This window comes from Corticicoccus populi (genome assembly GCF_042686195.1).
Classification (GTDB): Bacteria; Bacillota; Bacilli; order Staphylococcales; family Salinicoccaceae; genus Corticicoccus; species Corticicoccus populi.
In genome coordinates this window covers 195,425-221,112 of the sequence record NZ_JBHUOQ010000001.1, presented here as the reverse complement: position 1 = coordinate 221,112, position 25,688 = coordinate 195,425, and the positions used below count along the sequence as shown (strand labels likewise).

Here is a 25,688-nt window from a genome sequence, read left to right as displayed (position 1 = left end):
ATCACCTACAGTAAGTCTTCAAATTCATTTTTCTCTTCTTTTTCGTTCGGTACATACACTTCTATATTTTGAAGTGCCTTATCAATCATCGGTTCAAAATCAACGGATGCTTCAAAATGTTTTACTTTTTCAAGTGCCGGTTTTGTTTTAGGTGCTTTCGGTTTAAATATCGTACAACAGTCTTCATATGGAAGAATGGATGTTTCATATGATCCAAAGTCCTTCGCCATTTTGATGATGTCATTTTTCTCAAGCGTCAGTAAAGGTCTCAGTACAGGTAAGCTCGTCACTTCATTAATCGCGTGCATACTTGTTAATGTCTGGGATGCCACCTGGCCGAGATTTTCCCCGTTCGCTACTGCCTCCGCCCCGATTTTATGTGATAATTTTTCTGACATAGTAAGCATCACACGGCGTGTGGTCGTCATAGACAAATTATCCGGAATCCGATCGTAGATGGTGGTCTGAAGCTCTGTAAACGGAATAATATGGAGTTTAATATCAAAACCTGTCTGCTCACTCATAATATCAACCAGCTGCTTGACCTTATCCGTCGCCATCGGGCTCGTATAAGGCGGTGAATGAAAATGAATCGCTTCAATTTCCACACCTTTCCTCATAATTTCAAGACCGGCAACCGGTGAATCAATACCGCCGGATAACATTAACAATGCCTTTCCGCCGGTACCAAGAGGCAGTCCGCCGAGACATGCGATTCTTTCATAATACATATAAACCGCATCCTGTCTGACCTCGGTCATAATCATGTAATCCGGTTTCTTGACCTTTACAGTTAAGTGATTCGTATGCTCCAATATATATCCGCCGAGCAGGTGCTGAATACCAAATGTATCCAGATGGAATGTCTTATCCGCCCGCTTCACTTCAATTTTAAAAGTCTTTCCTTCTTCAAACGACTCTGCAAACTTCAGTGCAGTATCTTTCATCGCCGCTTCTTCTTTATCAATTCTGACAACGGGCGATACGCTGAGTATTCCGCTGATATGTTTCAGACGTTCAATCACAACATACGGGTCCGTTTCATTAAGGACAATATATGCCCGGTCACGATTAGTTTTAATATGAATATCGAGACCTTTTAATGCACGCACCATCCGTTTTTTCAGCGCACTTACAAACATCTTTCTATTTTTCGACTTTAACGTCATCTCACCGTATCTGACTAATATATGGTCGTACTTCATACTAATACATCTCCTAATTCTTCATGAACTGATTTTAACGCTTCAATTAAACGATCCGTCTCTCCTTCGTCAGTATCTTTTGAAAATGAAATTCTAATACTCCCTTCGATGACATCCTGACTTTCTTTCATCGCAAGCAGTGTTTCATTTAAAGAATGACGCTTCGAAGCACATGCACTGGTTGTTGAAACCATAATTCCCCGTTCTGACAATGCATTGACCACAACCTCGCCTTTCGCACCTTTAAAGGACATATTTAAAATATGAGGGACATCATTCGGCTGCATCTCAACAGATGTTAAATTCAACATTTCTTTTCTAATCTTATCATTATAACTTAAAAGATTTTGATATGTAACATCTCTTGTTTCTTCCGCGATTCTTAAGGCTTTTGCCATCGCTGTTACACCCGGCAGGTTCACTGTGCCGCTTCTGATATTTGATTCGTGACCGCCGCCGAATAATACCGGCTTCACATTTTTAATATTTTTCATAAACAACGCGCCGATACCTTTTACGCCATAAAATTTATGGGCTGAAATACTGAACGTATCAATCCCGTCATAGTTAATATTGATTTTACCGACAGCCTGTGTCGCATCTGTGTGGAAATGGGCTTTCGGATAATCAGCGAGGACAGCTTTAATTTCATCGAGTGGCTGAACACTGCCGGTGATATTATTGACAGCCATGACTGTTACGAATATGACATCATTAGTCATTAATTCTTTTAAGTGCGTCGTATCGACTTTACCGTCCCGTGTGGTTTTTATGAACTGTACATTAAATTCACCGCGCATCTCCTCAAGTACATTAATCACACTTGGATGCTCCAGCTCACTTACAAGTACTGTCCGGCCGAATGCTTTTTTCATCTCCAGCACACTTTGAATCGCTATATTATTACTCTCTGTGGCACCTGATGTGAACACACAGTCATAATGTTCCACCTTCAAAAGTGCTTTAATCTGCCTGCGTGATGCTTCAAGCAGTGCTTCTGCTTTCCTGCCTGCCTGATGAATACTCGCAGTATTATAAAAATAATCCTCACTCACCTTCTGAAATGTCTCCATCACACTCCGGTCCGGTTTTGTCGTTGCTGCATTATCCAGGTAAATCATTTTAATCTCCTTCCACATAAAAGGACTTAGAGTATTTCTACTCTAAGCCTCAGTCTTTTATTTATCAAATTCATCTTCAATCCGCTCTGCTGCACCGGGCTCAACTTTATTCAGTGCATCCCTGACAATATCCAGTGCCCGCTTGTAGCGGTTTTCCTTAAATAAACGTTCTGCCTCATTCAATTTTTCATTGAAATCCGGGTCATCACGACGGTATCTGTTACTGTACTGAATCATCAGTTCCGTAAGCTCTGATTCATGCAGAATTTCGTAAGCATCCTGCTCAAACTTATTCATCAGTATAACAGTCTGACCGACCTTATCCTTAAGATACTGAATGTTCAGCGGCCTGCGTTTAAAGTATTTATGAATTTCCTGAATATCAATATCCAGTTCGTTTTTCATTACAATAAACCGTTCCGGAACAGCAGTCAAGTTCGAACTCATCAGACTGCGGTATACAGTTTCCTTTTTATCAAGAACATACTGGGCATTTTCACGGGCTTCACTTTCATCTTCCCGCAGGTTGATTAAGTGTTCCTGAATGTCCGCCTGTTCATTATAAATAGAGCCGATATGTTCTTTAATATAATTTAAGTTGTGGAGCACTTCACTGAATCTTACAGACATTTTAGATGTTTCTGTCATAATTTCATCGTATACATCAATTAAGTTCTCGATTTCATTTTCATATTTGTGAACCGTGTGAACATCCGCCTCGTTAATATGGAAATAACCTTTCAGATAATCAATTTCTGTACGCAGTGTATAATTTAAATCTTTCGCATTAAACAGCTGGTCCGTAATTGAATCTTTACTACTATCCACCTGCTGTTTTGCTTTCACTTCATGCTCAATCAATTCATACATATCATCGAGCTGGTCGTTGATATCATTAATGATTGCTCTTGCTTCATCAAGATCCAGTCGTGCGATTAAAGGCTCAACCAGATTTAACTTCCCTTTAAGCGTCGACAGTCTGCCTTCTACTTTAACGTGCTCAAGGTCATACCCGTCCGCTTTCAAGTCTCTGCATCCGAATCTGATATCCTGGAATGCCTGCGGCAGATCTTTTTGAACATCTTTAATTAACAGCGGAATTTCATCCATGTTTTCTTTTAAAGTCACCAGCTCATCATGAATCTCACTCATATGATGATTCGCTGAAACATAGTCCCCGTTATTCACTAGAACAGAATACTGTTTCAGTTCAGGCTCATAGCTCTCAACCAGATCCTCAAGCGGTATGCTCGCATCCCCGTATTTATGACCGCTCGCAAGAATATCTCTCCTCGCTTCACGGACAAGGCGTTCAGATTCTGAAAATTCCTGCTCAGAAGTCTCAGTATCCTTAATCAGTCCATTCACTTCTTTTGACAGACTGTCGTACTTTTCTTCACACACATCCATCTGTGCCTTCGCCTGATTTACGTGGGATTCTGCTTCATTAAACTTAAATTTTTCAAGCACTTCCGTAGCTGTATTTAAATGTTCACTTGCTTTATCAATCTCAGAAGTAATTACAGTCTGCCATTCCGACTGCCATCCTTTATATAAGGAATCCACTTCTCCGTGGAGATTGTATGATTTCACCTTAACTAACATATCTTGAAACGGTAAAGATTTTACCTGTTCCAGTCGTTCATGCTGCTCTTTAATAATATCTTTACGCGTATTCCGCATATATAATAAAATGCCCGTTAACACGGCGGCGATGACAATCAACGCAATAAGTATATAGACCCACATACAGCTACCTCCTAAACATATACTTCATTATAGCTCAAAATGTTGAAACAAAAAACACTTAACTGTATAATTTATCAATATTCTAAATTCATAGGTGATTTCCATGTTTAATGATATTAAGATTACAGATTATAAGCAGTTAAATCAAATGCTCGACAGTCTATTAGATGAAGAAACAAATAAAACCGCAAATCTTTCAAATGCTTCCAGTCTTCTGAATTATTTTTTGGATAATGTGAATTGGGTCGGCTTCTATCTGTATGAAGCCCGTACAGATCAGCTGGTTCTCGGCCCGTTTCAGGGTCTGCCGGCCTGTGTCAGAATTGATAACGGCTCCGGTGTATGCGGTACTTCATTCAAAAATCAGGAAATACTCAGGATTGAAGATGTCCACACGTTCCCGGGACACATTGCATGTGACGCCGCTTCAAACTCTGAAATTGTCATACCGATTTATAAAGACAATCTTCCAATAGGCGTTCTTGACATTGATTCTCCTCTCTACAACAGATTTACTGCCTCTGACGAAGAAGGACTGGCAGAATTCGTTGAAGTCCTTAAGAAACATTTGTAAATTCGATTGACAACTGCTCCATGAACGTGTATTATGAATTATTGTGTAAATGAACGGATTAAGTAGCTAACAATCATTATATGTAAGTATGTAATTCCCAAAAGTTGGTGTGCTGTGTAACCAATGCTATGAGGCGAAGGCACTTTAAATTGCATACCCGTATGAGCGGTTGCGTCCTTAAGATGTTTATTGCATAAATTAAACAAGCAATAAGGAGGAGTCAAAATGGCTCGATTTACAGGTTCAATTTGGAAAAAATCACGTCGTTTAGGTATCTCATTAACAGGTACTGGTAAAGAATTAGAACGTCGTCCGTATGTCCCAGGAGACCACGGTCCTACTCAAAGAAAGAAACTTTCTGAGTACGGTCAACAGCTTCAGGAGAAACAAAAATTACGTTACATGTATGGTATTAACGAACGTCAATTCCGTACAATCTTCGACCGCGCTGGTAAAATCAAAGGTGTTCATGGTGAAAACTTCATGACTTTACTTGCTTCACGTCTTGATGCGGTTGTATACCAATTAGGTCTTGCTAGAACTCGTCGTCAGGCGCGTCAGTTAGTAAACCACGGTCACGTTACTGTTGACGGTAAACGTGTAGACATCCCGTCCTACTCTCTAAAAGCAGGACAAGTGATTGGTCTTCGTGAAAAATCACGTAACCTTGACATCGTTAAAGAAGCAATCGAGTACAACAACTTTGTACCAGATTACCTCACTTTCGATGAAGAAAAATTAGAAGGTACTTTCGTACGTCTTCCAGAACGTTCAGAATTACCAGCTGAAATCAACGAACAGCTTATCGTTGAGTACTACTCAAGATAATAAATATTTATCTTATTCTAAAGGCTTAAAACCACTGATATCAATGGTTTTAAGCCTTTTCTTATGTGGTGTTTTAGCTAGCTTTAAAAACATCTATTAAAATCTGTGTTGGAGCAGTTTTGGGGCTCATTATTAAAATTTTAAAACAAGTGTTTGGGTAAGAGTTACATATAATTTTGAAAAATCCTGAGGAGTTATCATAACTCTATCAAGAAGTCAAAAAAAGACCAGCCCTAACCGGCTAATCTTTTTATAGGGATAACCATTTGAGAAAGTATTTCTTGTAATTTTCAAACCTCAAACCCCGTTCAACTTTATTTATAAACCTCTTTGTCATCTATCGGTTCATCAGTTTTTTTAAAAATCATATCCAACATGTTCATTATAATAAACATACAGCTTATAAAAAAAATTGCTTGTAAAATTAAAATTCCGATTAAAAGAAATATATTAATACAGGCATAAATTGAACTAATTATTAATAGTACAAGTATGATAGTGAGCATTCCAGAGGATATAGTGACAGATAATATATTTTTGAAATTACTACCATGATCTTTCATGTAATCGTCCACAAGTTTTACATTTCTTAATGCTGCAATTATCCCAATTAAAGTAATTAAAAAACCTATTATAGTGATATCTATGTTAATAAAATGACTTAAAATTTGCATTTGTATTTTATTATCCGAATGAAATATATTCCAACCTAAAAATAAAATAAAAGTGAATACTATTCCTATAAAAATATATCTAATAATATTCATCTCCTCCCGTAAACTTTAAAAAAATTATTTATCCTCTCTTTAAATTCATCCTCATAATTAAAACGTATTTTATTTAGAATAGCATCTTCCCTTAAAGTAGCTCTTTCTGGAATGTCAAAGTCCACAATACTGTTCATTTTCATTTTCAATAAATCAGCTAATTCAGCCTTTGAGTCCATTTGTTCTTTAAAAGACACATTAGCTTTCGGAATAATATCCTGATTATTTACTATATCCTCTATTAATTGGTTAGAATCAGAATCTTCTAAAGCTTCACTTTTAACGTGACCCATTGAAAATGTAAAACTGTCCTAATAGCATTCATTGATTTGGCAGCTTCATAATTTCTAAAGAAAATTCCTTTTTTATCGGTGGCTTCAGAAATGCCGCTATTTAATAAAATTGATACTTCAAATTTTGTTTTAGTTTTCGCTTTTATTCTCTGGTAAAATTTTTCGTCAATTAGTGGTTCTAACTTTAAAATATATTCATCACTAATAAAAAGTTCATTATAGTGTATCTCTGCTGCACCGTATACTCTTTCGGTTTCGGTGTTGCCAGATTTTTAGGCGGTTTCTTCGTATCATTTTTACCGATTGCCTTTTTGCCATTATTATAAACAAATACACTGCACTTTTTGGTTATCGTCGTTATCCTGAGTGTTATTGTCATCTCCAGAATTATCATCAGCCTGGTCTGATTCGTCCCCCCTCTGCAAAGAACTGCAGATTAAAAGGTAATTGTTTTCTAGTGCTTCAGTCATGTTATTTTCCACCCATGGGTAATTGTCTTTTATATACAAAGCCATAGATAGGCATAATAAAAAGCCCTGTTTATAATGTCTATTGGCTAAAGACAAATAAATTTATGCATACAAAAAGCACTCATCTCATTACTTTAAGGGAAGTGCTTAATTTAGAAATTCAATACTTTTGATTTCGTTTATATTTAAGTCATAATAAGTGCCTTGTGGATTTAAAGGCTTTAGCATAACCGTTTCAACAAGTGCATCATTATCATCCAATTCAGCCGCATAATTGGTAAGATATCCATCTAAGCGCTGATTGTCTATGAATGACACTTTGACATTTCGGCTTAAATACGGCTTAACTTGTTCTAAGTTCATAGTCAATCTCCTTTCGCCAGGAATATACTTGTGCCCGTTTTAGAATATCGAATACATTTGTGAAAATCCTTCACCATCCTCACTTATATAATACCCTATTTTACCATTACGATGTGTGATTAATTCTCTATTTGCAAAAGTATTACTTCTTGTCAATTTTATACTTTCTGTACCTGCGTATCGATTCACCAAATCTTGAGCTTCTTCATGGGATATGGTTACATAACTTGGTCCATATCTACCGCCCTATGATAGCTTTTTACGATATTTTTCAAATGATTGATTACTTTCCATATATCAGGCTTGCTTTTCAGCATTCACGGTTTTAGTAATGGTGCTATCTTGAATTTCTTTACGAATATTGTCATGTAATTGATTTTGTTGCTGAATGGTCTTGCGAGTTCACCCCGTCCGAAAATGATGTGAGCAGTGCTTGATTCACATAATTATCAAATTCGTGGGTATTAGTCGGCAAAGTATCCGCAATAAAAACAGATTCAAGAATATATTCGGAATCAGCTCAGAGAAGATTACATGGGAAATCAATTAATATTGTTCAAAGAATTTAATGCATTCACCGCCGAAAAAATCATAAAAGATAAGAAATCCTTTAAGAATCCGTGAGTATGATGCAAGTAGGAAACTTGTTCAGTAGGCAACAAAGCAGCTGCTCCCACTGGTGATTATGTAATAAAAGAAGCGGGTCTCTATAGACACCGCTTCTTCCTCACTTACTATTTCAATGATTCGCCATTAGTTTCAATGACTTCTTTATACCAGTTAAAGCTTTTCTTTTTGTAACGCTCAAATGATCCGCTGCCGTCATTATTACGGTCCACATAGATAAAGCCGTAACGTTTTGACAGCTCTGCTGTGGATGCACTGACAAGGTCAATACAGCCCCATGATGTGTACCCCATAATATCTACGCCGTCTTCAACAGCTCTTCCAACCTGCTGCAGGTGGGCATTCATATAATCAATGCGGTAGTCATCTTCGACTGTCCACTCACCATTTTCATCCTTCACAAGCTCATCTACTGCACCAAGCCCGTTCTCGACGATGAATAATGGTATCTCATAACGGTCATAAAAATCATTTAATGCGAGATACAGACCCTGCGGATCAATCTGCCAGCCCCACTCTGAAGATTCTAGATGCGGGTTCGGCAGTCCTCCGAGAATGTTGCCTCTGCCTTTTTTATATTTTTCAGGATGTGCAGAGCTTACTCTGCTCATATAGTAGCTGAATGACAGAAAATCAACTGTATTTTCCAATAAAATTTCTTCATCGCCTTCTGCAAATTCAATTTCCACATTATTATCACGGAAGATTTTTTTCGCATAGTTTGGATATTTCCCACGTACATGTACATCAGAGAACAAATAATTCTGACGCTCTGAATGGTATGCTGAAACCACATCATCCGGATGCGGTGTAATCGGATAAGTCGGCATTGCAATCACCATACATCCGATTTCAAAATCCGGATTAATTTCACGTGCGATTTTAGTTACTTTCGCACTCGCAACCAGTTCATGGTGAATGGCCTGGTATAAATCCTGCTTGCTTAAGTCTTCAGGTTTTGTCCAGATGCCGCCGCTCATAAACGGTGCGTGCAGCACAGAGTTAATTTCATTAAATGTCAGCCAGTACTTCACTTTATCTTTATAGCGTGTGAATACTGTACGTGCATATCTTTCAAAGAAATCAATTAACTTTCTGTTTGTCCAGCCGTCATATTCTTTCGATAAATGAAGCGGTGTCTCGTAGTGAGATAACGTTACCAGCGGTTCAATACCGTATTTCAGACATTCATCGAATACTTTGTCGTAAAATTCAAGTCCTGCTTCGTTCGGTTCTGTTTCATCACCATTTGGAAAAATACGTGTCCAGGCAATAGATGTCCGGTAAACCTTAAAGCCCATTTCTGCAAACAACTTAATGTCCTCTTTATAGCGATGGTAGAAATCAATACCTTCAAGCTTTAAATTATCTTCTGTCGGTCCATCTGTAATCTGACCGAATCCGCCGTCCGGTGTGACATCCTGCACAGACAAGCCTTTACCGTCTGCATTATACGCACCTTCATACTGATTGGCAGCGGTTGCACCGCCCCATAAAAAATTCTCTGGAAATCTTTTCGTCATAATATATGTCTCCTTCTGTCAAATATTGATTTAAAGATAGAAAAATATCATTTTATAATAAGAAAAACCCAAGCAAAATACATCCCCGCAGAGTGCCGGAATCATTTGCTTAGGTTTCGCCTGATTAAACAGTAACAATCCTATTTAAAATGTTATATTCATCATATTTTATCTTTAAGAAAATCATATCAAAATAAAGATTTAAAGTAAATCATTTATTCAAAAAACGCTTATCCAAGACCTCTCTCACGTACAAGTACTTCACTGACATCTACATGATCCGGCTGTTCGAGCGCATATACAACAGATTCGGCAATCACTCTCGGAGAAAGCGCTGATTTTCTCTGTTCCTTTAAGCCGCCGGCAATATTTTCATCTGTAATATCATTGCCAAGCTCTGTATCTGTGACTCCAGGGCTGATTAACGTCACTTTAACGTCTTTCCCTGATTCCTGTCTGAGTCCTTCTGAAATCGCTTTGACTGCATATTTTGTGCCGGCATAAACTGCCGCAGTCGGTGCGACGTGATGGGATGCTGTAGAGCCTGTATTAATAATGTGCCCGTGTCCCTGTTTCTGCATTACAGGCAGCGCTGCTGCGATACCGTTTAACACACCTTTAATGTTTACATCAATCATTTTATTCCAGTCATCGATTTTAAGTTTTTCAAGGTTCGAAAGCGGCATGACACCTGCATTATTAAAGATCGCGTCGACCTTGCCGTATGTGTTCAAAGCATGGTTGACTAAGTTCTCAACATCCTCTTTGTTTACAACATCCGTCACTTGATAGGATGATGCACCGCCGTTTTCATTAATATTTTCTGTGATTTCTTTTAATGAATCTTCTCTTCTTGCACCAATCACTACTTTTGCACCTTTTTCGGCAAGTAGTTCTGCGGTTGCACGACCGATACCGCTTGATGCACCGGTAATTACAATTACTTTGTCCTGAACTGTCATATTAAATCATCCTCCCGGATACTATAATATCTTTTTATTTTTATAGTTTCAACAGTTTGAATTATTATTTAATTGGATACATTCCTGTTCCTTCAATTAAATACTTCATTTTACAACAAAAAAGACAGCCCTCAGGCTGCCTTTTGAAAAGTTATATAATTATTGAGCAACAACGTTAGTCGCTTGTGGACCGCGTTGTCCTTCTTCGATATCAAAGCTAACTTTTTGTCCTTCTTCTAATGTTTTGTATCCATCAGCTTGGATTGCTGAGAAATGTACGAATACATCTTCGCCCGCATCCTGAGTAATGAAACCAAAACCTTTTTCTCCGTTAAACCATTTTACTGTTCCTTCATTCATTGAAAAAACCTCCTAGTGCTTTTGCACTTAAATATTTGCAATTGTTAAACAAAATTTTAAAGGGTTTTTCACGTGAATGAAAAAATTAAAAATTGTTATTTAAGAACTACATTACAATAATATATACTACACGCTTTAAAAGAAAGAGTCAAGTCCATATTTAATGTTTATCTCTCACATGCCCAATTATCTTTATCTCTGTCCATTTTCGGTTGATATGCCGGATGGTCACTGGCAACACCGTTCGGGAATACCTGTCTGAGCTCTGTACAGTTGGCGAAATTGTAATTTTCACCTTCTGATGTGGACGTTTCATTTTGTGCCGGCTGTGAAGGTTCCGGCTCTTCCTCTTCACTGTTAAAGCCCTCTCCTGCTGTATTCACATATCCCGGTATCGACCAGATTCCAAGCTGGTTATCTTTGGCATACTGCTCTGATTCCCTGAAATCTGATAAATAACGCTGCTGCTCATACACATACCCGACTCTTGCAAGTCCTTCTTCAAGAAGCACCTGATGCACATTCACATCATCAGCATACAAATAAACGAGATGTCTGTCATAATGATCTGTCTTCGCGCCTTGATCATACTCAATATATAACTGTTCTGCTGAATTGACGAGTTCAGTCATTCTTGCTGATGCTTCCCTTCCGTACGGTTCCACTGGCTTATTCGGATGAACCGTTTCCGGTGTATCAATCAGCAGCAGTCTGAGCTTCAATTCACTGCCGTTCTCATCATATACATTCACCGTATCACCGTCCACTACCCTGTACAACGTAACAGGAATCAAGCCGTTTTTCGCTTCTTTTTCTTTCTTCTCCTGTTCAGCTTTCTCTTTTGCCTCTTTCTCGGCTTTTTCCTTTTCCTCTTGTTCTTTCTTCTCCTGTTCAGCCTTCTCTTTTGCCTCTTTCTCGGCTTTTTCCTTTTCCTCTTGTTCCTTCTTCTCACGCTCGGCCTTTTCTTTCTCTTCCTTCTTCTTCGCTTCTTTCTCCGCCTGCTCTTTTTCTTCTTTTTCTTTCGCAGCTTTCTCCTCAGCAGCTTTCTTTTCCTTCTCCGCCGCTTCTTTTTCTGCCTGTTCTTCCTGCTGTCTCTTCTCTTCTTCCTCTTTTTCTTTTGCTTCTTTTTCTGCCGCTTCTCTTTCGTCAGCTTCTTTTTCCGCCTGTTCTATGTCATCCTGAGTCTCAGATTCTTCCATAGTCTCTTCTTCAGCTTCAGAGCCGGAACTTTCGACTTCTGCTGAAGCAGTATTATCCTCAGTTGATTCAGGCGTGTCAGGTACAGTAACAATCATCAGAATAAAAAACACAAACCCAATTCCGAATGAAACCAAAATCGGTCTGCGAAGCCTGCCTGATTCTTTTTTCATCACTCTATGTATTACCGCATAAATCACTGCTGATATCATAATAATAGATACAATCAGCCACATAATAAAAAATGCAATTGATAATTCTCCTGTTTCCCTGAACCCATTATAAATCAGCAGGAGTACTGCTGTGACTGTCCCTGTAAATAATACTGCTCCCCATAAATTCTGCGCTTCTTTCCTCTGGTCCTTCCATACAAATGAAAGTGCTGCAGCGGCACAAAAAAGCAGTACAAGTGCAGAGACAAAAATAATCGGAATCATAATCCATCCCATACGAAAACCTCCCAATATTTAGATATTGTTATGATTATATCCATTAATTCATTAAAAAGATATACAGAAATCGTATTTTGGTATTGTAAATATTTCAATAATGTTAAAATAATTCACATCAAAAATGAGCATGATTGTTTCATTCAATATTTCATCATGTTATGGTAATTCTTGTGGCGTTTTTTCCGCTCTGACTATATTTTAAAAAGAAAGGTGATTTAATTATGAAAAAACTAATGTATGGTATTCCATTATCCTTTATGCTGATGTTTGGTGCTGCGTGCAGCAATGATTCCGAACAGAATGCAGAAAATGAAACTGACAATGAAGAAACTGAAGTACAATCCGACAGTGAAAGCAGTGAAACTGAATCCACTGAAAATGAAACTTCAGAGGAAACTGACTCTACAGAAGAAGCTGATTCTACAGAGGAAACAGAGACCGCTGGTGAAGAGGCAGCATCTGAATCAGAAGAAGAATCTTCTGAAACTGAAGAGGAAGGTACGGAAGAAAGCACTGAAACAGAGGAAAGCGCGTCTGCATTCAGTACAGTATCCGACAATCAAAGAGATATTATAGAGCAGAGATTTGAGGACCGCACAAACGATGATTTCATCATTTCCATCGAGTCACAAAACGATGAGTATTCAGACCTTGTTGTTCATGTAGATGAAAATATCGGAAACATTAACGAAAGAGGGCTTCAATCTAAACTTGAAGGCATCGGAACTTCCATCAGAGAAATGACTTCAGGCATTCTGTATGATAATGCTGAAGGCACACTTCCGGCACTGGAATTCAGAAATGCTGATGAAGATGTTATCGGCGTATTTGACAGTCATGACAGAAATGAACGGATGGAATTCAGACCGTAAAATAATCATTAAACCCGGCGGAATGCACAGGCATTCCGTCTTTTTTTTATAAAAAAAGAAGACATCACTGAATATCAGCCTGTCTTCAACACTTCATTTCTGTATTTCTTTCACTTCTCTGACAAGGTCCGGGTATATCTCAATCCCCGATACTAAAAGATAATCCCGCCCTTTCTCGAGAGCGTGATTTACTTCCTTTTGAATACTTTCAGCTGTATGCATGCTGGACTTAAATGTTTTATGCCGGCCGTCTTTATAATTAATTCTTATTTTTTTCATCCTGTCACCTCACATTTATCGTTCTTATAGCTGCTGAATAAGCGTTCCTAAATAAATTCCGAAAGCTGTTAATAAAAATCCGCATCCGTAAATTACAGATAAATAACTAATGGATTCTCTATAATTTCTGTTCTTCAACATTTCAAAAAATTCTTTGGACATTGTCGAAAAAGTCGTATATGCACCGGCAAAACCGATACCGAAAAGCAGATACATCGGTGTATTCACTGCCAGCCCGGTACATAAACCAATCACAAATGCACCTGACGTATTGACTATCACAGTCACGAAGGATGCTTTCCCTTCAAACTTCTGTAATATAAAAAACCTTACCACAGCACCGAGAAAGCCTCCAATCATAAGCATCAGCATATTCATGTTCTTCTCCCCGGAAGCCTGTGACATAAATATCCTGCATAAGACATCAGGACGCCTCCTGAAATACTCAATAGCACATAAGCCGCTGCTGTAAACAGCCGGCCGTTTTCTAAAAGACTGACCGTTTCCAGACTGAGGGCTGAAAAGGTGGTAAATGATCCGAGAAAGCCGACAGAAACAGCCGTTTTCAAGGTGTCCGAGATCTTTATTCTCTGAAATAAATAAAAACCGGTAAATGTTAATAAGAACGCACCAATTAAATTAACGAGCAGCGTGGCAAGTGGGAAGCCGCTTTCTGCCGGCACCATGACTGTAATGATATATCTGGCTGATGCACCGAGTGCACCGGCAGTGCCGACTGCAGCATATTTAAACATTTTTCTTTAAAGTCTGTAATGTATCTATCGCTCCCTGGGCCATTGTTTCAATACCGTAAGGCATCGCGGCCTCATTAAATCTAAACCCTGGATTATGAAGCGGCTTCTGCCCTTCCCCGACAGATGAACCGAGCCAGTAGTATACACCCGGATATTTTTGTAAAAACCGGCTGAAATCTTCGCCCGCAAGACTCGGCTGTAATTCTGGTGCCGCGTCTTCACCATGCATAGAAACAACAGTACTTCGGATCTGATCCGCCCATTCACTGTCATTGACAGTTGCAGGATAGCCGTCCAGATATTCAATCTCCACTTCCGCTCCCATCGCCGCCGCAACATTTTCTACTATTGTATGGAAACGGGACTTAACGAGCTGCTTCATCTCATCGGACTGAGACCGGATAGAGCCCCTGATTTCTGCAGTTTCAGCAATGATATTCGGTTCGCTTCCTGCGTGGAAACTGCCGACTGTCACCACTGCCGGACCGAATGGGTCTGCATTTCTGCTGACGATAGTCTGAAGGCTTGAAATAATCTGGTTGCCGACCACTATCGCATCGACAGTATCATGCGGCATGGATGCATGACCGCCGACACCCTTCACATCAATCTTAAAGCGGTCGGAATTTCCCATAATCGGTCCTGCCATCACGCCGAACTTACCGACTTCAAGACCCGGCCATACATGCTGTGCAATTAACACGTCCGGTGTATACTCATCAAAGACACCGTCATCCATCATTTTCTGTGAACCGCCTGTCGGTGCTTTTTCTTCTGCCGGCTGGAATATCAACAATACTGTTCCGTGAATTTCGTCCACTCTTTCTTTAAGTATACGCCCTGCTGCGATGAGCATTGATGTATGTGCATCATGCCCGCATGCATGCATGACACCCGGATGTTCAGACGAAAATGCTTCACCTGAAATTTCATCAATCGGCAGCGCATCAATATCTGCTCTGAGCCCCACTGTTTTACCCGGATGATTCCCTTTAATAATCCCGAGAATACCTGTTCCAGCAAATCCTTTTTGATACTCTATCCCGTATTGATTGAGTGCATCTTCAATACGTTTTGATGTTTCAAATTCTTCGTCACTAAGCTCCGGGAACTGATGAAGCAGACGTCTGAATTCCACTGCATCTTTAATAATCTGCTGATTCATACTCATTTTAAATCCTCCGTTTTTTGATAGTAATATAAAAACTCTCCGTCAAACCGGTCGCCGATATAATCATCACCGTATGCCATCGACCATTCAACATCATTATACCGTACTTTCACTGCTTCACCCGATACTTTCAGCTGTTGATGCAAATCGAGCCTTAATATGTGTCTCCGTTTACCGTTGTATTTATATTTCGTCGCCATGATTTTAAAGCCCAGTTTAAACTTGTCTTTCAGACTCGCAGCATTCGTCGGCATCACTGTTGTCAGACAGTATTTGAAACGCCCGTCTCTAGTCACTTCATCAATTAAATATTCACCCATACGGGTCTGAAGCTTCTGTCCGCGGTAAACAGGCTCTATAAAGCTGATTTCAGAATAAATCACACTCTCTTTATCCTGAATTCCGGAATCATCAGCCAGATGCTCTGGCTCATCGACAGGCGGTATAAACATCGAGCGGCTTGCGATTAACTGCTCACCGTCAAACACTCCGACAATAAAACCCTGACCAAAAATTTCTTTAAATTCCTCTTCAGTTAATGTCTGAAGCACCTCTTTATCCTCCAGCTGCCGGTGAACACTCTCCTGAAGCTTAAGTACTTTTTCTATTTCTTTCATTTCCAATTTTCTGATTTCTATCTCAAACACATCCCTATATCATCGTTCATAAAATATTTTCTTAATTATTTAACATGTTTAATCTATCTGTACATCGGTTATAAGTAACATGAGGAGATGGTGCAAATGACAGTAATCGTCAAGTACAGTGACTCCACCACGAAAAAGACAGATCTTCAAGTTGTTAATGACAGCAAAGAGACAAAACTCTTGAAGAAAAAGTATATTAATGACATGTTAAACGAAAAAGATACTTTTCTTGAATTGATCTATCCTCATCATTCAGAAACCTATACACTGTATTCAATAAATTATAGAAGATGCCGGAAATAGGCATCTTCTTTTTTAATGGATAATTTCCTCAAGCCAGCTGAACATCAGTCCGTTCCACTGCTGTGCTCTTTTATCGACTCTGCCGGTAATTTCAGATGCCAGGCTGAGTCCGTGTTCCCCGCTGTTGAATGTATGGAATTCCCAAGGGACACGGTTATTCTCGAGTGCCTCAACAAACTCGATTGAATTTTGAATAAAGACCAGTTTATCCTGCAGCGTGTGCCAGACAAATGTCGGCGGTGTGTCTTCATTCACAAAATCTTTTACTATGGAACGCTCGACAATTTCAGGTTTCTGTTCCGCACCAAAAACCATCCGTGCTGCCATGGACATAAATTTCGGATCGCCGATACCGCGTTCATTGGCAATTTCTTCATTTAATACATAATTTAATATCGGGTAGGACAGGACTTGGAAATTCGGACGGAACCATCTCGGTTCACTGCCGACCGCTTCTTTCAGCCACTCACTGTTCCAATGCACACCGAGACTCGCAGCGAGATGCCCGCCTGCTGAAAAACCAATAACACCGATTTTATCAGGATTGACATTAAATTCATGACAGTTCTCACGTATAAACACAAGTGTTAACGCAAGCTCGATTAACGGATTCGGGAACTCGGAACCAAGAACTTTATCATCTTCAACCATAGAAGCAATCTGATACAACTCGTCCCTTGAAGGTGTTCTGCCTTCTTTTTCAATCATCGTACCAATGGTTGAATAATTTAATATAAACACGCGGTAGCCTTTTTCCAAAAAACGGTAGGCGACCGGCTCACTTTCTCTTTTGGAGCAGTACATATAACTGCCGCCGGGACAGATTACCACTGCGGGCCTGCCGTCTTTTGAAGGCTCCCCTTCACCGAGCATCATTGTCACTTCAGCATGATAATCACCGATATAAAAACTTTGCAGATTCATATTCACATATCCTTTCTGTCATTATAATACTAAATAAAATTTCAAATATTTTAATACGTTCAATTTAAATTATATATGATTATCCACTTTGAATGTTATCATATACTCATAAAGTTTATGAGGTGATAAGATGACTAAAATATATTTGGTCCGCCACGGCGTGACAGATTATAATTCCGCATTAAAACTGCAGGGGTCAAGCGATATCCCGTTAAATTCCGATGGCCTTAAACAGGCTGATTTTGCACGTGATTATTTTAAAAATGTACATATTGACCGGTTTTTATCGAGTCCGCTGTCCCGCGCATATAAAACCGGTGAGACGATTAATGAAAATCACCGGCTGCCGATTAAATGTCTCGACGATTTAATGGAACAGTCCTTCGGCCCGTTTGAAGGTGACCACATTGAAAACATACGCCTCCGCTACCCTGAAGGCGATCTGCCGGGTGCAGAAACACCCGAAGAACTCTTAAATCGTGCACGCAGTGTCATTGACTTTATCGACCGGAATTATACAAATGAGATTGTCATAGCGACAGCTCATTCCCGGATCATTAAGGCAATCCTTACTTTATTCACAGATGAAGTGGACCTTGTGTTCACAAAACTTGATAACTGTTCTGTTTCAATACTTGAAAGTGACGGCGAACTCTACAAAGTCACAGATGTAAACATCAAAACACACTAACTGGAGTTTTAAATATGAACATTGAAGTCAGCATCAATACATTCCGCGGCAGCCACTATGATTATGGTGTGCAGCAGGGTGCGGAATTAAAACAGACATTTTATATGGAAAACCGTGCGTTTGAATGGATCAAGCGCCGTCCGAAATTCAACCTCGATTATAACGAAACAAAAAGCATCTATCAGCACTTTGCGCCTCATATCTGGGAAGAACTCATGGGCTTAAAAGACAGTCTCGATTTAACAGACCACGAGGTTTTACTGAATCTCGCACACTATAGAATCAGCCCGAAAAACTCCGGCTGCAGTGTGTACTTTGACCCGCAGCATTTTATCAGAAACTATGACTATCATCCGAATACTTATGACGGCATCTATAAACTGTTTAAGCCGGACCACGGTTACGCGCACATCGGTCCCGCTTCAAGAGTCACCGGGCGGATGGACGGCATGAACGAACACGGTCTTGTCTCCGCCTACAACTTTATGAACCGGAAAGCACCGTTTGACGGTTTCACATGTTTCATCATTTCGCGTTTCATTCTCGAATTATGCAAAACAGCGGATGATGCCCGGCATTTACTCAAATCACTGCCCCACCGCGGCGGCTTCAGCTATATCATTCAGGATAAAAATAATGACTCCTTCATCGCGGAAGCGTCATCGAGAAATGTCGTCTTCCGGAATGATCATGTATGTACCAACCATTATCTCGGCATGACAGAAGAGAACAGGCGCTACGTTAAAGAATCCAAAGAACGCCTCGATATCGTGAAGGACATCAAGGCGCCTGAAAAAGCGAAACTTTTGGATTTATTTTCGAATAAAGACCACGGCCTCTATGTCGACAACTATCGGAGCTGGTCGGGAACGATCCACACGTCATATTACGACAAGAATCATTTAACGACAGACATCCGAATCGGAAGCGGCGGTTTCAACCACTTCGACTTCGGCGCCTGGCTCGGCGGTGACACGTCCATCCCCTCTCGAATTACAAGCGAAATCGACACTGACCTTCCCTTCACCCGGGCCGACTGGAAACGTAAATAAAAAGAGCGTAACATTGAGGAATTGCTCCTCGACGTTACGCTTTTTTGATGATGTCCCGCCACAGGTTGGGTGGATTTCATTCATCCAAAGCGTTTCCCGGTGTGAAACGGCACAGATGTCATAATTCCAGGGTAGCTGTAGCGTGGTGCGACACAGCTAGGGTGACCTTCATTATTCTGTAACGTTTCCCGGCGTGAAACGACACGGATTCCATAATTTCAGGATACCTGTAGCGTGGTGCGACACAGCTAGGGTGAACTTCATTCATCCAAAGCGTTTCCCGGTGTGAAACGGCACAGATGTCATAATTCCAGAGCATCTGTACCGCCCCGTGAGCAAAACAGGAAATTACAGGCTTTGTCTCACGACTTTTTTGTAGTATCCAAGTGAAAGGAGGGCAAAGATTGAGTACAGTATCGTGTAGACAACCATTACTGTCAGCATCGGAGTCCACAGCTCGGTTCCGAATATGAACCAGCCTGCCTTCACCGCGAAATAGGTGTGTCCGAGTCCGATAACAAGCGGGATTCCGAACGTGATTACCATTTTAAGTGACAGTCCGCGGATGATTTCATTTTCACTGAAACCAAGTTTTCTCAGTACTTTATACGATCCTTTTTCATCTTCACACTCGCCGATCTGCTTGAAGTACAGTATACATCCTGAAGTCAGTAGGAAACTGAAGCCGACAAAGCCGACGATGAACATGGTAAGGCCGATTGACTCAAACATGGCTGTATAAGATATTTGTTTTGATTCAAACGGCGGGTTTTCTTCACTATCCATCAGCTCCAGTACTGATTCATTGTCGCCATCTGTAATATCAAGCGCATAAAGTTCTGTTGGATATTCAAATTCTGTATTTCTCACCGGCACATTCTCTTCCATTTCCTGATAAACAGTGTCATCTACTACAGCTACCGGCATACCGAATGTCGACTGTGTAGGAAGTACACTTCCATCAGTGATATCAACCACTTCTACAGAACGTTCGAACCCTTCTCCATCCATGAATGTCATGATTTCACCAGTGTTAAACTCCATGAATGTCTCCATTAGTGAATTAATACCAGTGATGTAAACTTCATTCTCAGCGACATCAAAATCATCAACCTCATTTTCACTGATGGTAACTAAACTCGCTCCACTGCCGTCAGTCATCTGGTTATTGCCCCCGGCACCGCTGAAGGTTACTGCACCGCCTTCTTTCACCTCATAATGAATAAAGTTCTTCACCTGTGGTGTGACTTCAATATCATTATCTTCAAGTAATGATGTATAGAAATCATAATCTTCTTCATTCATGAAAGTATAGTCATACGGATATAAATTTTCTATCTGAGAGTCCACAGAATAATATGAAATATACGCCATTGACATCAGACTGATGCTCAATGCGGTCAGTGTGGTGATGACTGTCAGCAGGAATGAGTTGGATTTCATTTTGAACATAATACTTGTCGTTGACAGTACATCGTTCACATTGACATGTCCGCCCTTACGTTTACGGATCATGTTCAATATAAATGCCACTGAACATTTAAACGTAATATAGGTTCCTGCAATGGTCAGAAACAGTATTAACGGCATCAGGATGAATAGAAATATTGGGTTCCCGATTGCTGAATCAAACATAATTGTTGATAAATAATATCCTGTTCCAATCATCAAAATACCAATGATACCGAATATGACAGTACCGGCACCAAATGCTTTGACCTTCTGCTCTGAAGTCCGTCCGAGTTTCAAAAGATCAATTAGTTTCTTCCCTCTTAAAAATAAATAATTCTGTACCATTAAAACAACAAATATCGCGATAAATACCAGGGCTGTCTGAATGACTGCACTCCCTGAGAATAAAAGACTCACTTCCATATCGACTCTCATTACTTTTAGTAAAACCATCATAAACAGTCTTGAAATGAGTACACCGACACCGATTCCCGCTATTAAACTTCCGAAATACATTAATGCATTTTCAAGAGCAAGAATACGGAAAATCTTCATTTTATTCATACCGACAAGCTGGAATAATGCAAGTTCCTTATGACGGCGCTTGATGAAAATCATATTGGCAAAGCATACAAACATCACAATAATAATGAGTGTCAGCACAGAACCGACAGTAAACATTGCACCAAGTCCGGTGCTTGAAGAAATCTCTTCACTTGCAGACTGGTCTTTTGACAACAGCAGCAGTGAGAAATAAAGTGCCACACTGAAAATAAGCGAGAATATATATAATCCGTAGTTTTTCAGATTTTTAAAGAAGTTTTTTACGATCAGACTATTTAGACTCATCTAAAACACCACCCAGTACACGCTGTGTATCCATGACTTCTTTGTAGAACGCTTCCTGGGATTTCTCCCCGCGTGATAAAGAAGAATAAATATTTCCGTCTTTCAAAAATACCACCCGTTCAGAGTAACTTGCAGCTGTCGCATCATGTGTCACCATCAAAATGCTGGTATCCATTTCTTCATTCATCTCTTTTAATTTTAAAAGCAGCTCACTCGCAGATTTTGAATCCAGTGCCCCTGTCGGCTCATCTGCGAAAATAATTTTCGGCTGGTGGATAAACGCACGTGCAGCACTTGTCCGCTGCTGCTGACCACCGGAAATCTGAGCTGGATATTTATCTTTTAAATCCTCAATCCCGAGCTGTCCTGCAGTACTTTCAAACTGTCGGTCCGCTTCTTTTTTAGACATTTTCCGGATGGACAACGGAAGCAGTATATTTTCTTTTACCGTCAAAGTGTCAAGCAGATTATATTCCTGGAAAATAAATCCGAGTTCATTTTTTCTGAAGTCTGCGAGTCTTTTATCCTTCAACTTGGTAAAATCCTCTCCGCCGATCATAATTGAACCGCTGGATACACGGTCGATGGAGCTGAGCACGTTAAGCATTGTCGTTTTACCCGAACCGGAAGGTCCCATAATAGATACAAATTCACCCTTCTCAAGTCCAAAATCAATTCCTTTTAATACTTCAGTACGATTTAATTTACTGCCGAAATTCTTTCTTATATCTTTAGCTTCTAATAGCATAATCACGCCTCCTGTAATCTTTAACTCCACTTTACACTGCTTTTTAGTGATTATCCCTCGATTCTCCTCACAAAAAATACTTCTATGTGACAGTTTTGTCACATAGAAGTGATTTGGTTAAATGTATTCTGTTTCGAAAACGTAAGTGTCACAGTGGTCCCCTCACCGTACACCGACGACACATCAACATTAATATTTAAAACATCTGCCACATTTTTCGTCAAATAAAGACCCATTCCTGTTGCATGACTGTCGTCATGATCACTGGTTGACGTAAAACCTGAATCAAATATCCGCTTAATATCTTCAGGTTTAATGCCGCGGCCGAAGTCTCTGATTTTAATATAATCATATCCGGAATCATGATACGTACTGATTTCTATCGTGCTGTTTTCCGAATATTTGACGCTGTTTGAGAGCAGCTGGTCGATGATAAACTGCAGCCACTTTACATCGGACTCTACTGTGTCAACATCCGTAACGACATCAAAACCAATCCCCTTACTCATACATATATGACGCAGCTTTTTTATCGAATGATTTAAAAGTATTTCAAGCGATACATCTTCAAAGTACAGATCATTTTTAATGTTCGGCAGTCGTTTCACATAAAGAATTTCATTCAGCATTTCTTCAAGCCGACCCATCTCCGCGAGAAGTTTTTCCCGCTGTACCGGTTCAACATCCTGAATCATCAGATGCATTGTTGTTAACGGCATTTTCATATCGTGGACAAAGCGCGTCAGTTCATCCAGATTTTCACGTGTTTTCTTCGACTCTGTGAGAATCAGTTCCTCATGACTCTGTTTCAGCCGGCGGAGACTGTCATGAACTTCGCGCTGGAGTGATGTATTCGCATAATGATGACCGTCGATATCATCGGGTACATTTAAGTTTTTAATATCTGAATAAAAATTCCGCTGCCTCATATAATCCCAAATGATAAAAATGACGAGCATTAAAGTATTAATCATGATGACATACATAACAGAAAGATCAGGAATTGAACTGTCGATTAAACCAATGACAAGTATGGATGCATTGAACATTAAAAACAAAATAATCCACGGGAGACGTTCTTTTATGTACATATCATTACTCCTTCAATATATAGCCGAGACCGGTCTTTGTGACAATGGCCGATTCGAGACCGATTTCTTCCAGCTTCTTACGGATTCTGTTCACATTGACAGTCAGCGTGTTATCACTGATAAATTTTGAATCATCCCATAACTGCTCAATCAGCTGTTCACGGCTGACAGCCTGATTGACATCTCCCGCTAATATCGACAGTATTTTCGATTCATTTTTAGTGAGTTCGATGGTGACCTCACCCTTCACTACTGTCAGCTTTTTAAAATTAAATACCGCATCTCTGAACTTAAAAACATCAATGCTCTGATTCTGATATTCGTAGGCCCGTCTGAGCATCGCCTGGACTTTCGCGACCAGCACTTCAAAATTAAACGGTTTCTGCACAAAATCATCCGCCCCCATCTGCATACTCATCACCATATCCGTCGGATGGTTACGGGAAGATAAAAATATAATCGGCAGACTCGAAATATTCCGGATCATACGGCACCAGTAAAAACCGTCGTATTTCGGCAGCGTCACATCAATAATTACAAGGTCCGGTCCTGCATCGATAAACTCCTGAACCACATTACCGAAATCCCGGACACCCTGAACTTCACAGTCCCACTCACTGAACCGTGTTTTTAATTCTTCCATTAATACTTCATCATCTTCTATGATAAATAGTTTCTGCATTATCCCCACATCCAAAAAAAGATTCAGCTTCATTATAAATGAAACTGAACCACTGTTATAGTATTATCTTTTAATCGGCATCAATTTAAGATACGTAAATGAACGCCACAGCCACTCAAGAGGACCGTATCTGAAGATACGCATCCATATATGACTGAATCCGATTTGGAATATAAACACTGATATCACAATCGGAATAAACCATACCGGTGACACCTGGTTGAAAAAGTTAAAACCGTAAAAGATAATGAGCATAATGACAGTCTGGGAAATATAATTTGTCAGAGCCATCTGCCCCACCGGCTGAAGGAGTTTCACAAACACTTTTGTCTTTCTTGCAATAATGATAAAGAGTGCAATGTACGAAAGCGCCATTAAAGGACCGCCGAGTGTATTTGCGAGAATACCGATGGATGACCAGAACGGATCCATACCGCCGTATGTGAGACCGTAGCCGCTTAAAATTTTCACTGGAAGCCCGACAGAAAGGCCGATGACAGCTGTTCTGTTAATTAAAGTGCGATGGGCATCAAGGTTTTGAAATATTCCTTTCTGAGCTGCATATAAACCGATTAAAAACATTGCCAGTACGTTCGGTACAGTTACAAATGCCTGGAACAGCATTAAGGTCATAATACTGCTGTTCATAATAATCACATCTATATAACTGCCGTTTAAAATTGTCTCCTGCATATCAAACCATAATCTGAAGCTTGAAGTCCCTTCGATGTCACCCATCATAGAACCCAACCCGGCAATCAACAGTGTGAAAACAGTCCCTGCAGATAAGATGACAATACCCGTAATCAGGTTTGTCTTCGGCGACAGCTTATAAAACAACAGAAGAAATATCCCGGCAACAGCATATGTCCAAAGAATATCTCCGTACCACAGTAAAATACCGTGCATCAGGCCGAACAACAGCAGTAATATGATTCTTCTGATAAATAATCGATTGGCATGATGCCCTTTTTCATTGGCACGTGTTAAAAATATATAAAATCCAAGTCCGAATAAAAATGAAAACATTGTATAAAAATTAGCTGTAACAAATGTATTGATGAACATAATTACACCCTCATCTGCAGCAGTTGAAGTAAATAATGTATTTTCTCTGCCCTCAATACTGTACTGCATCATTGGTGATGCGAAACTCATAATATTCATCATTAAAATTCCCAGCAAAGCAAAGCCGCGGATACCGTCAATCTCATGAACGCGGTCTTTGAAGCTGACAGGTTCGTTTAAACCACTCATGGCTACCTCCTTAATATGCATTTTCAATTTAATATATCACAAAAAAGAAGACAAAAAAACAGGACTCAAAAATTGAGTCCTTAAAACGGCCAGGCAATCATTTCAACCGGCTGACCGGTTACATATGAATATATATAGTATCCAAACAGGCCGACCAGCGGCACAAACACTACAGCAAATAAAAATACTTTCATAAACTTAATGAATACTGTGTATAGCACACGTAAAAGTACCAGTGCGATAAATGTCACCAGGATATTCGCCACTGAATAATCCACATAAGCGAGATTAAAGAAGTTTATTCCGTATATGACTGCGAACGACAGACCGAGATAAATCAGTATAGAAATAATCATTTTAGTCACCTCAAAACTATTAATCTATATTATATAGTCTTAAAGCTCAAATAATCAAGCAATCTCTC

General features: G+C 39.8%; 28 protein-coding genes and 1 pseudogene. 6 read left to right on the top strand and 23 right to left on the bottom strand.

Annotated features, from left to right (window positions below; translation table 11 throughout):
- Window positions 1-5: 5 nt before the first annotated feature.
- From thiI to ACFSX4_RS01230, 3 genes are read right to left on the bottom strand one after another with little or no spacing between them, the layout of a single operon-like run.
- Complete coding sequence (gene thiI, locus ACFSX4_RS01240; protein WP_377770744.1) at window positions 6-1,205, bottom strand: tRNA uracil 4-sulfurtransferase ThiI; 1,200 nt, start codon at window positions 1,203-1,205, stop codon at window positions 6-8.
- Window positions 1,202-2,326 (bottom strand): cysteine desulfurase family protein, encoded by a 1,125-nt coding sequence (locus ACFSX4_RS01235; protein WP_377770742.1) that lies wholly within the window; start codon window positions 2,324-2,326, stop codon window positions 1,202-1,204. The genes thiI and ACFSX4_RS01235 overlap by 4 nt, the downstream gene beginning before the upstream one ends.
- 57 nt (window positions 2,327-2,383) lie before the next feature.
- Window positions 2,384-4,075 carry a septation ring formation regulator EzrA gene (locus tag ACFSX4_RS01230; protein ID WP_377770740.1) on the bottom strand — a complete coding sequence of 564 codons (1,692 nt, stop codon included), beginning with the start codon at window positions 4,073-4,075 and terminating at the stop codon, window positions 2,384-2,386.
- 103 nt (window positions 4,076-4,178) lie between these two features.
- Between ACFSX4_RS01230 and ACFSX4_RS01225 the strand changes: the two genes are divergently transcribed.
- Together ACFSX4_RS01225 and rpsD are read left to right on the top strand one after the other, a co-directional pair.
- Window positions 4,179-4,649 carry a GAF domain-containing protein gene (locus tag ACFSX4_RS01225; RefSeq protein WP_377770738.1) on the top strand — a complete coding sequence of 157 codons (471 nt, stop codon included), beginning with the start codon at window positions 4,179-4,181 and terminating at the stop codon, window positions 4,647-4,649.
- Window positions 4,650-4,874: 225 nt separating this feature from the next.
- Window positions 4,875-5,477: a 30S ribosomal protein S4 gene (rpsD, locus tag ACFSX4_RS01220; protein ID WP_377770736.1), complete on the top strand. Its 603-nt coding sequence runs from the start codon at window positions 4,875-4,877 to the stop codon at window positions 5,475-5,477.
- Window positions 5,478-5,791: 314 nt separating this feature from the next.
- On the opposite strand, the gene ACFSX4_RS01215 is transcribed toward rpsD, so the two are convergent.
- The 8 genes and pseudogenes from ACFSX4_RS01215 to ACFSX4_RS01180 all read right to left on the bottom strand — a co-directional run bounded on the left by ACFSX4_RS01215 (window position 5,792) and on the right by ACFSX4_RS01180 (window position 12,488).
- Window positions 5,792-6,244, bottom strand: coding sequence for a hypothetical protein (locus ACFSX4_RS01215; protein WP_377770734.1), 453 nt, complete (start codon window positions 6,242-6,244; stop codon window positions 5,792-5,794).
- Window positions 6,241-6,537, bottom strand: coding sequence for a DUF6731 family protein (locus tag ACFSX4_RS01210; protein WP_377770732.1), 297 nt, complete (start codon window positions 6,535-6,537; stop codon window positions 6,241-6,243). The genes ACFSX4_RS01215 and ACFSX4_RS01210 overlap by 4 nt, the downstream gene beginning before the upstream one ends.
- Window positions 6,538-7,154: 617 nt before the next feature.
- A complete protein-coding gene (locus tag ACFSX4_RS01205) occupies window positions 7,155-7,370 on the bottom strand; it encodes a hypothetical protein (protein ID WP_377770730.1) in 216 nt (71 codons plus the stop codon).
- A 39-nt stretch (window positions 7,371-7,409) separates the two neighbouring features.
- Window positions 7,410-7,592: pseudogene (locus tag ACFSX4_RS01200) on the bottom strand (polymorphic toxin type 50 domain-containing protein); the annotation flags it as partial.
- 512 nt (window positions 7,593-8,104) lie between these two features.
- Window positions 8,105-9,520, bottom strand: a complete 1,416-nt coding sequence (locus ACFSX4_RS01195; protein ID WP_377770728.1) for a glycoside hydrolase family 1 protein — start codon at window positions 9,518-9,520, stop codon at window positions 8,105-8,107.
- Between the two features lie 230 nt (window positions 9,521-9,750).
- A complete protein-coding gene (locus ACFSX4_RS01190; protein ID WP_377770726.1) occupies window positions 9,751-10,482 on the bottom strand; it encodes an SDR family oxidoreductase in 732 nt (243 codons plus the stop codon).
- 159 nt (window positions 10,483-10,641) lie between these two features.
- Window positions 10,642-10,842, bottom strand: coding sequence for a cold-shock protein (locus ACFSX4_RS01185; protein WP_377770724.1), 201 nt, complete (start codon window positions 10,840-10,842; stop codon window positions 10,642-10,644).
- A gap of 167 nt (window positions 10,843-11,009) precedes the next feature.
- Window positions 11,010-12,488 (bottom strand): thermonuclease family protein, encoded by a 1,479-nt coding sequence (locus ACFSX4_RS01180; protein ID WP_377770723.1) that lies wholly within the window; start codon window positions 12,486-12,488, stop codon window positions 11,010-11,012.
- Between the two features lie 224 nt (window positions 12,489-12,712).
- Here ACFSX4_RS01180 and ACFSX4_RS01175 point away from each other — a divergent pair, with 224 nt between their 5' ends.
- Window positions 12,713-13,363, top strand: a complete 651-nt coding sequence (locus tag ACFSX4_RS01175; protein WP_377770721.1) for a hypothetical protein — start codon at window positions 12,713-12,715, stop codon at window positions 13,361-13,363.
- Window positions 13,364-13,456: 93 nt separating this feature from the next.
- Here ACFSX4_RS01175 and ACFSX4_RS01170 read toward each other — a convergent pair whose 3' ends face one another.
- From ACFSX4_RS01170 to ACFSX4_RS01150, 5 genes are read right to left on the bottom strand one after another with little or no spacing between them, the layout of a single operon-like run.
- Window positions 13,457-13,642, bottom strand: coding sequence for a hypothetical protein (locus ACFSX4_RS01170; protein WP_377770719.1), 186 nt, complete (start codon window positions 13,640-13,642; stop codon window positions 13,457-13,459).
- A gap of 24 nt (window positions 13,643-13,666) precedes the next feature.
- The gene (locus tag ACFSX4_RS01165; RefSeq protein ID WP_377770717.1) at window positions 13,667-14,020 is read right to left on the bottom strand and encodes a fluoride efflux transporter FluC; all 354 of its coding nucleotides are present in this window, start codon (window positions 14,018-14,020) and stop codon (window positions 13,667-13,669) included.
- On the bottom strand, window positions 14,017-14,397 hold the full coding sequence (crcB, locus tag ACFSX4_RS01160; RefSeq protein WP_377770715.1) for a fluoride efflux transporter CrcB: 381 nt from the start codon (window positions 14,395-14,397) through the stop codon (window positions 14,017-14,019). The genes ACFSX4_RS01165 and crcB overlap by 4 nt, the downstream gene beginning before the upstream one ends.
- Window positions 14,390-15,568: a M20 metallopeptidase family protein gene (locus ACFSX4_RS01155; protein ID WP_377770713.1), complete on the bottom strand. Its 1,179-nt coding sequence runs from the start codon at window positions 15,566-15,568 to the stop codon at window positions 14,390-14,392. Before ACFSX4_RS01155 ends, crcB begins: the two co-directional genes overlap by 8 nt.
- A complete protein-coding gene (locus ACFSX4_RS01150; protein ID WP_377770711.1) occupies window positions 15,565-16,185 on the bottom strand; it encodes an N-acetyltransferase in 621 nt (206 codons plus the stop codon). Before ACFSX4_RS01150 ends, ACFSX4_RS01155 begins: the two co-directional genes overlap by 4 nt.
- 126 nt (window positions 16,186-16,311) lie before the next feature.
- On the opposite strand from ACFSX4_RS01150, the gene ACFSX4_RS01145 reads away from it, so the two are divergent.
- Entirely contained in the window at window positions 16,312-16,518 is a 207-nt protein-coding gene (locus tag ACFSX4_RS01145; protein WP_377770709.1) for a hypothetical protein, read from the top strand.
- Between the two features lie 12 nt (window positions 16,519-16,530).
- On the opposite strand, the gene ACFSX4_RS01140 is transcribed toward ACFSX4_RS01145, so the two are convergent.
- Window positions 16,531-17,442 carry an alpha/beta hydrolase gene (locus tag ACFSX4_RS01140; protein ID WP_377770707.1) on the bottom strand — a complete coding sequence of 304 codons (912 nt, stop codon included), beginning with the start codon at window positions 17,440-17,442 and terminating at the stop codon, window positions 16,531-16,533.
- Window positions 17,443-17,572: 130 nt separating this feature from the next.
- On the opposite strand from ACFSX4_RS01140, the gene ACFSX4_RS01135 reads away from it, so the two are divergent.
- A complete protein-coding gene (locus ACFSX4_RS01135; RefSeq protein WP_377770705.1) occupies window positions 17,573-18,133 on the top strand; it encodes a histidine phosphatase family protein in 561 nt (186 codons plus the stop codon).
- Between the two features lie 14 nt (window positions 18,134-18,147).
- On the top strand, window positions 18,148-19,185 hold the full coding sequence (locus ACFSX4_RS01130; protein WP_377770703.1) for a C45 family autoproteolytic acyltransferase/hydolase: 1,038 nt from the start codon (window positions 18,148-18,150) through the stop codon (window positions 19,183-19,185).
- A 348-nt stretch (window positions 19,186-19,533) separates the two neighbouring features.
- Here the strand turns inward: ACFSX4_RS01130 and ACFSX4_RS01125 are convergent, their stop codons facing one another.
- The 6 genes from ACFSX4_RS01125 to ACFSX4_RS01100 form a co-directional block, all read right to left on the bottom strand.
- Entirely contained in the window at window positions 19,534-21,486 is a 1,953-nt protein-coding gene (locus ACFSX4_RS01125; RefSeq protein ID WP_377770701.1) for an FtsX-like permease family protein, read from the bottom strand.
- A complete protein-coding gene (locus ACFSX4_RS01120; protein ID WP_377770699.1) occupies window positions 21,473-22,234 on the bottom strand; it encodes an ABC transporter ATP-binding protein in 762 nt (253 codons plus the stop codon). Before ACFSX4_RS01120 ends, ACFSX4_RS01125 begins: the two co-directional genes overlap by 14 nt.
- 98 nt (window positions 22,235-22,332) lie before the next feature.
- Window positions 22,333-23,325: a sensor histidine kinase gene (locus ACFSX4_RS01115; protein ID WP_377770697.1), complete on the bottom strand. Its 993-nt coding sequence runs from the start codon at window positions 23,323-23,325 to the stop codon at window positions 22,333-22,335.
- Between the two features lie 4 nt (window positions 23,326-23,329).
- Complete coding sequence (locus ACFSX4_RS01110) at window positions 23,330-24,007, bottom strand: response regulator transcription factor (protein ID WP_377770695.1); 678 nt, start codon at window positions 24,005-24,007, stop codon at window positions 23,330-23,332.
- A 63-nt stretch (window positions 24,008-24,070) separates the two neighbouring features.
- Entirely contained in the window at window positions 24,071-25,264 is a 1,194-nt protein-coding gene (locus ACFSX4_RS01105) for a DUF418 domain-containing protein (RefSeq protein WP_377770693.1), read from the bottom strand.
- Window positions 25,265-25,344: 80 nt separating this feature from the next.
- A complete protein-coding gene (locus ACFSX4_RS01100) occupies window positions 25,345-25,620 on the bottom strand; it encodes a hypothetical protein (RefSeq protein ID WP_377770691.1) in 276 nt (91 codons plus the stop codon).
- Between the last annotated feature and the right edge of the window lie 68 nt (window positions 25,621-25,688).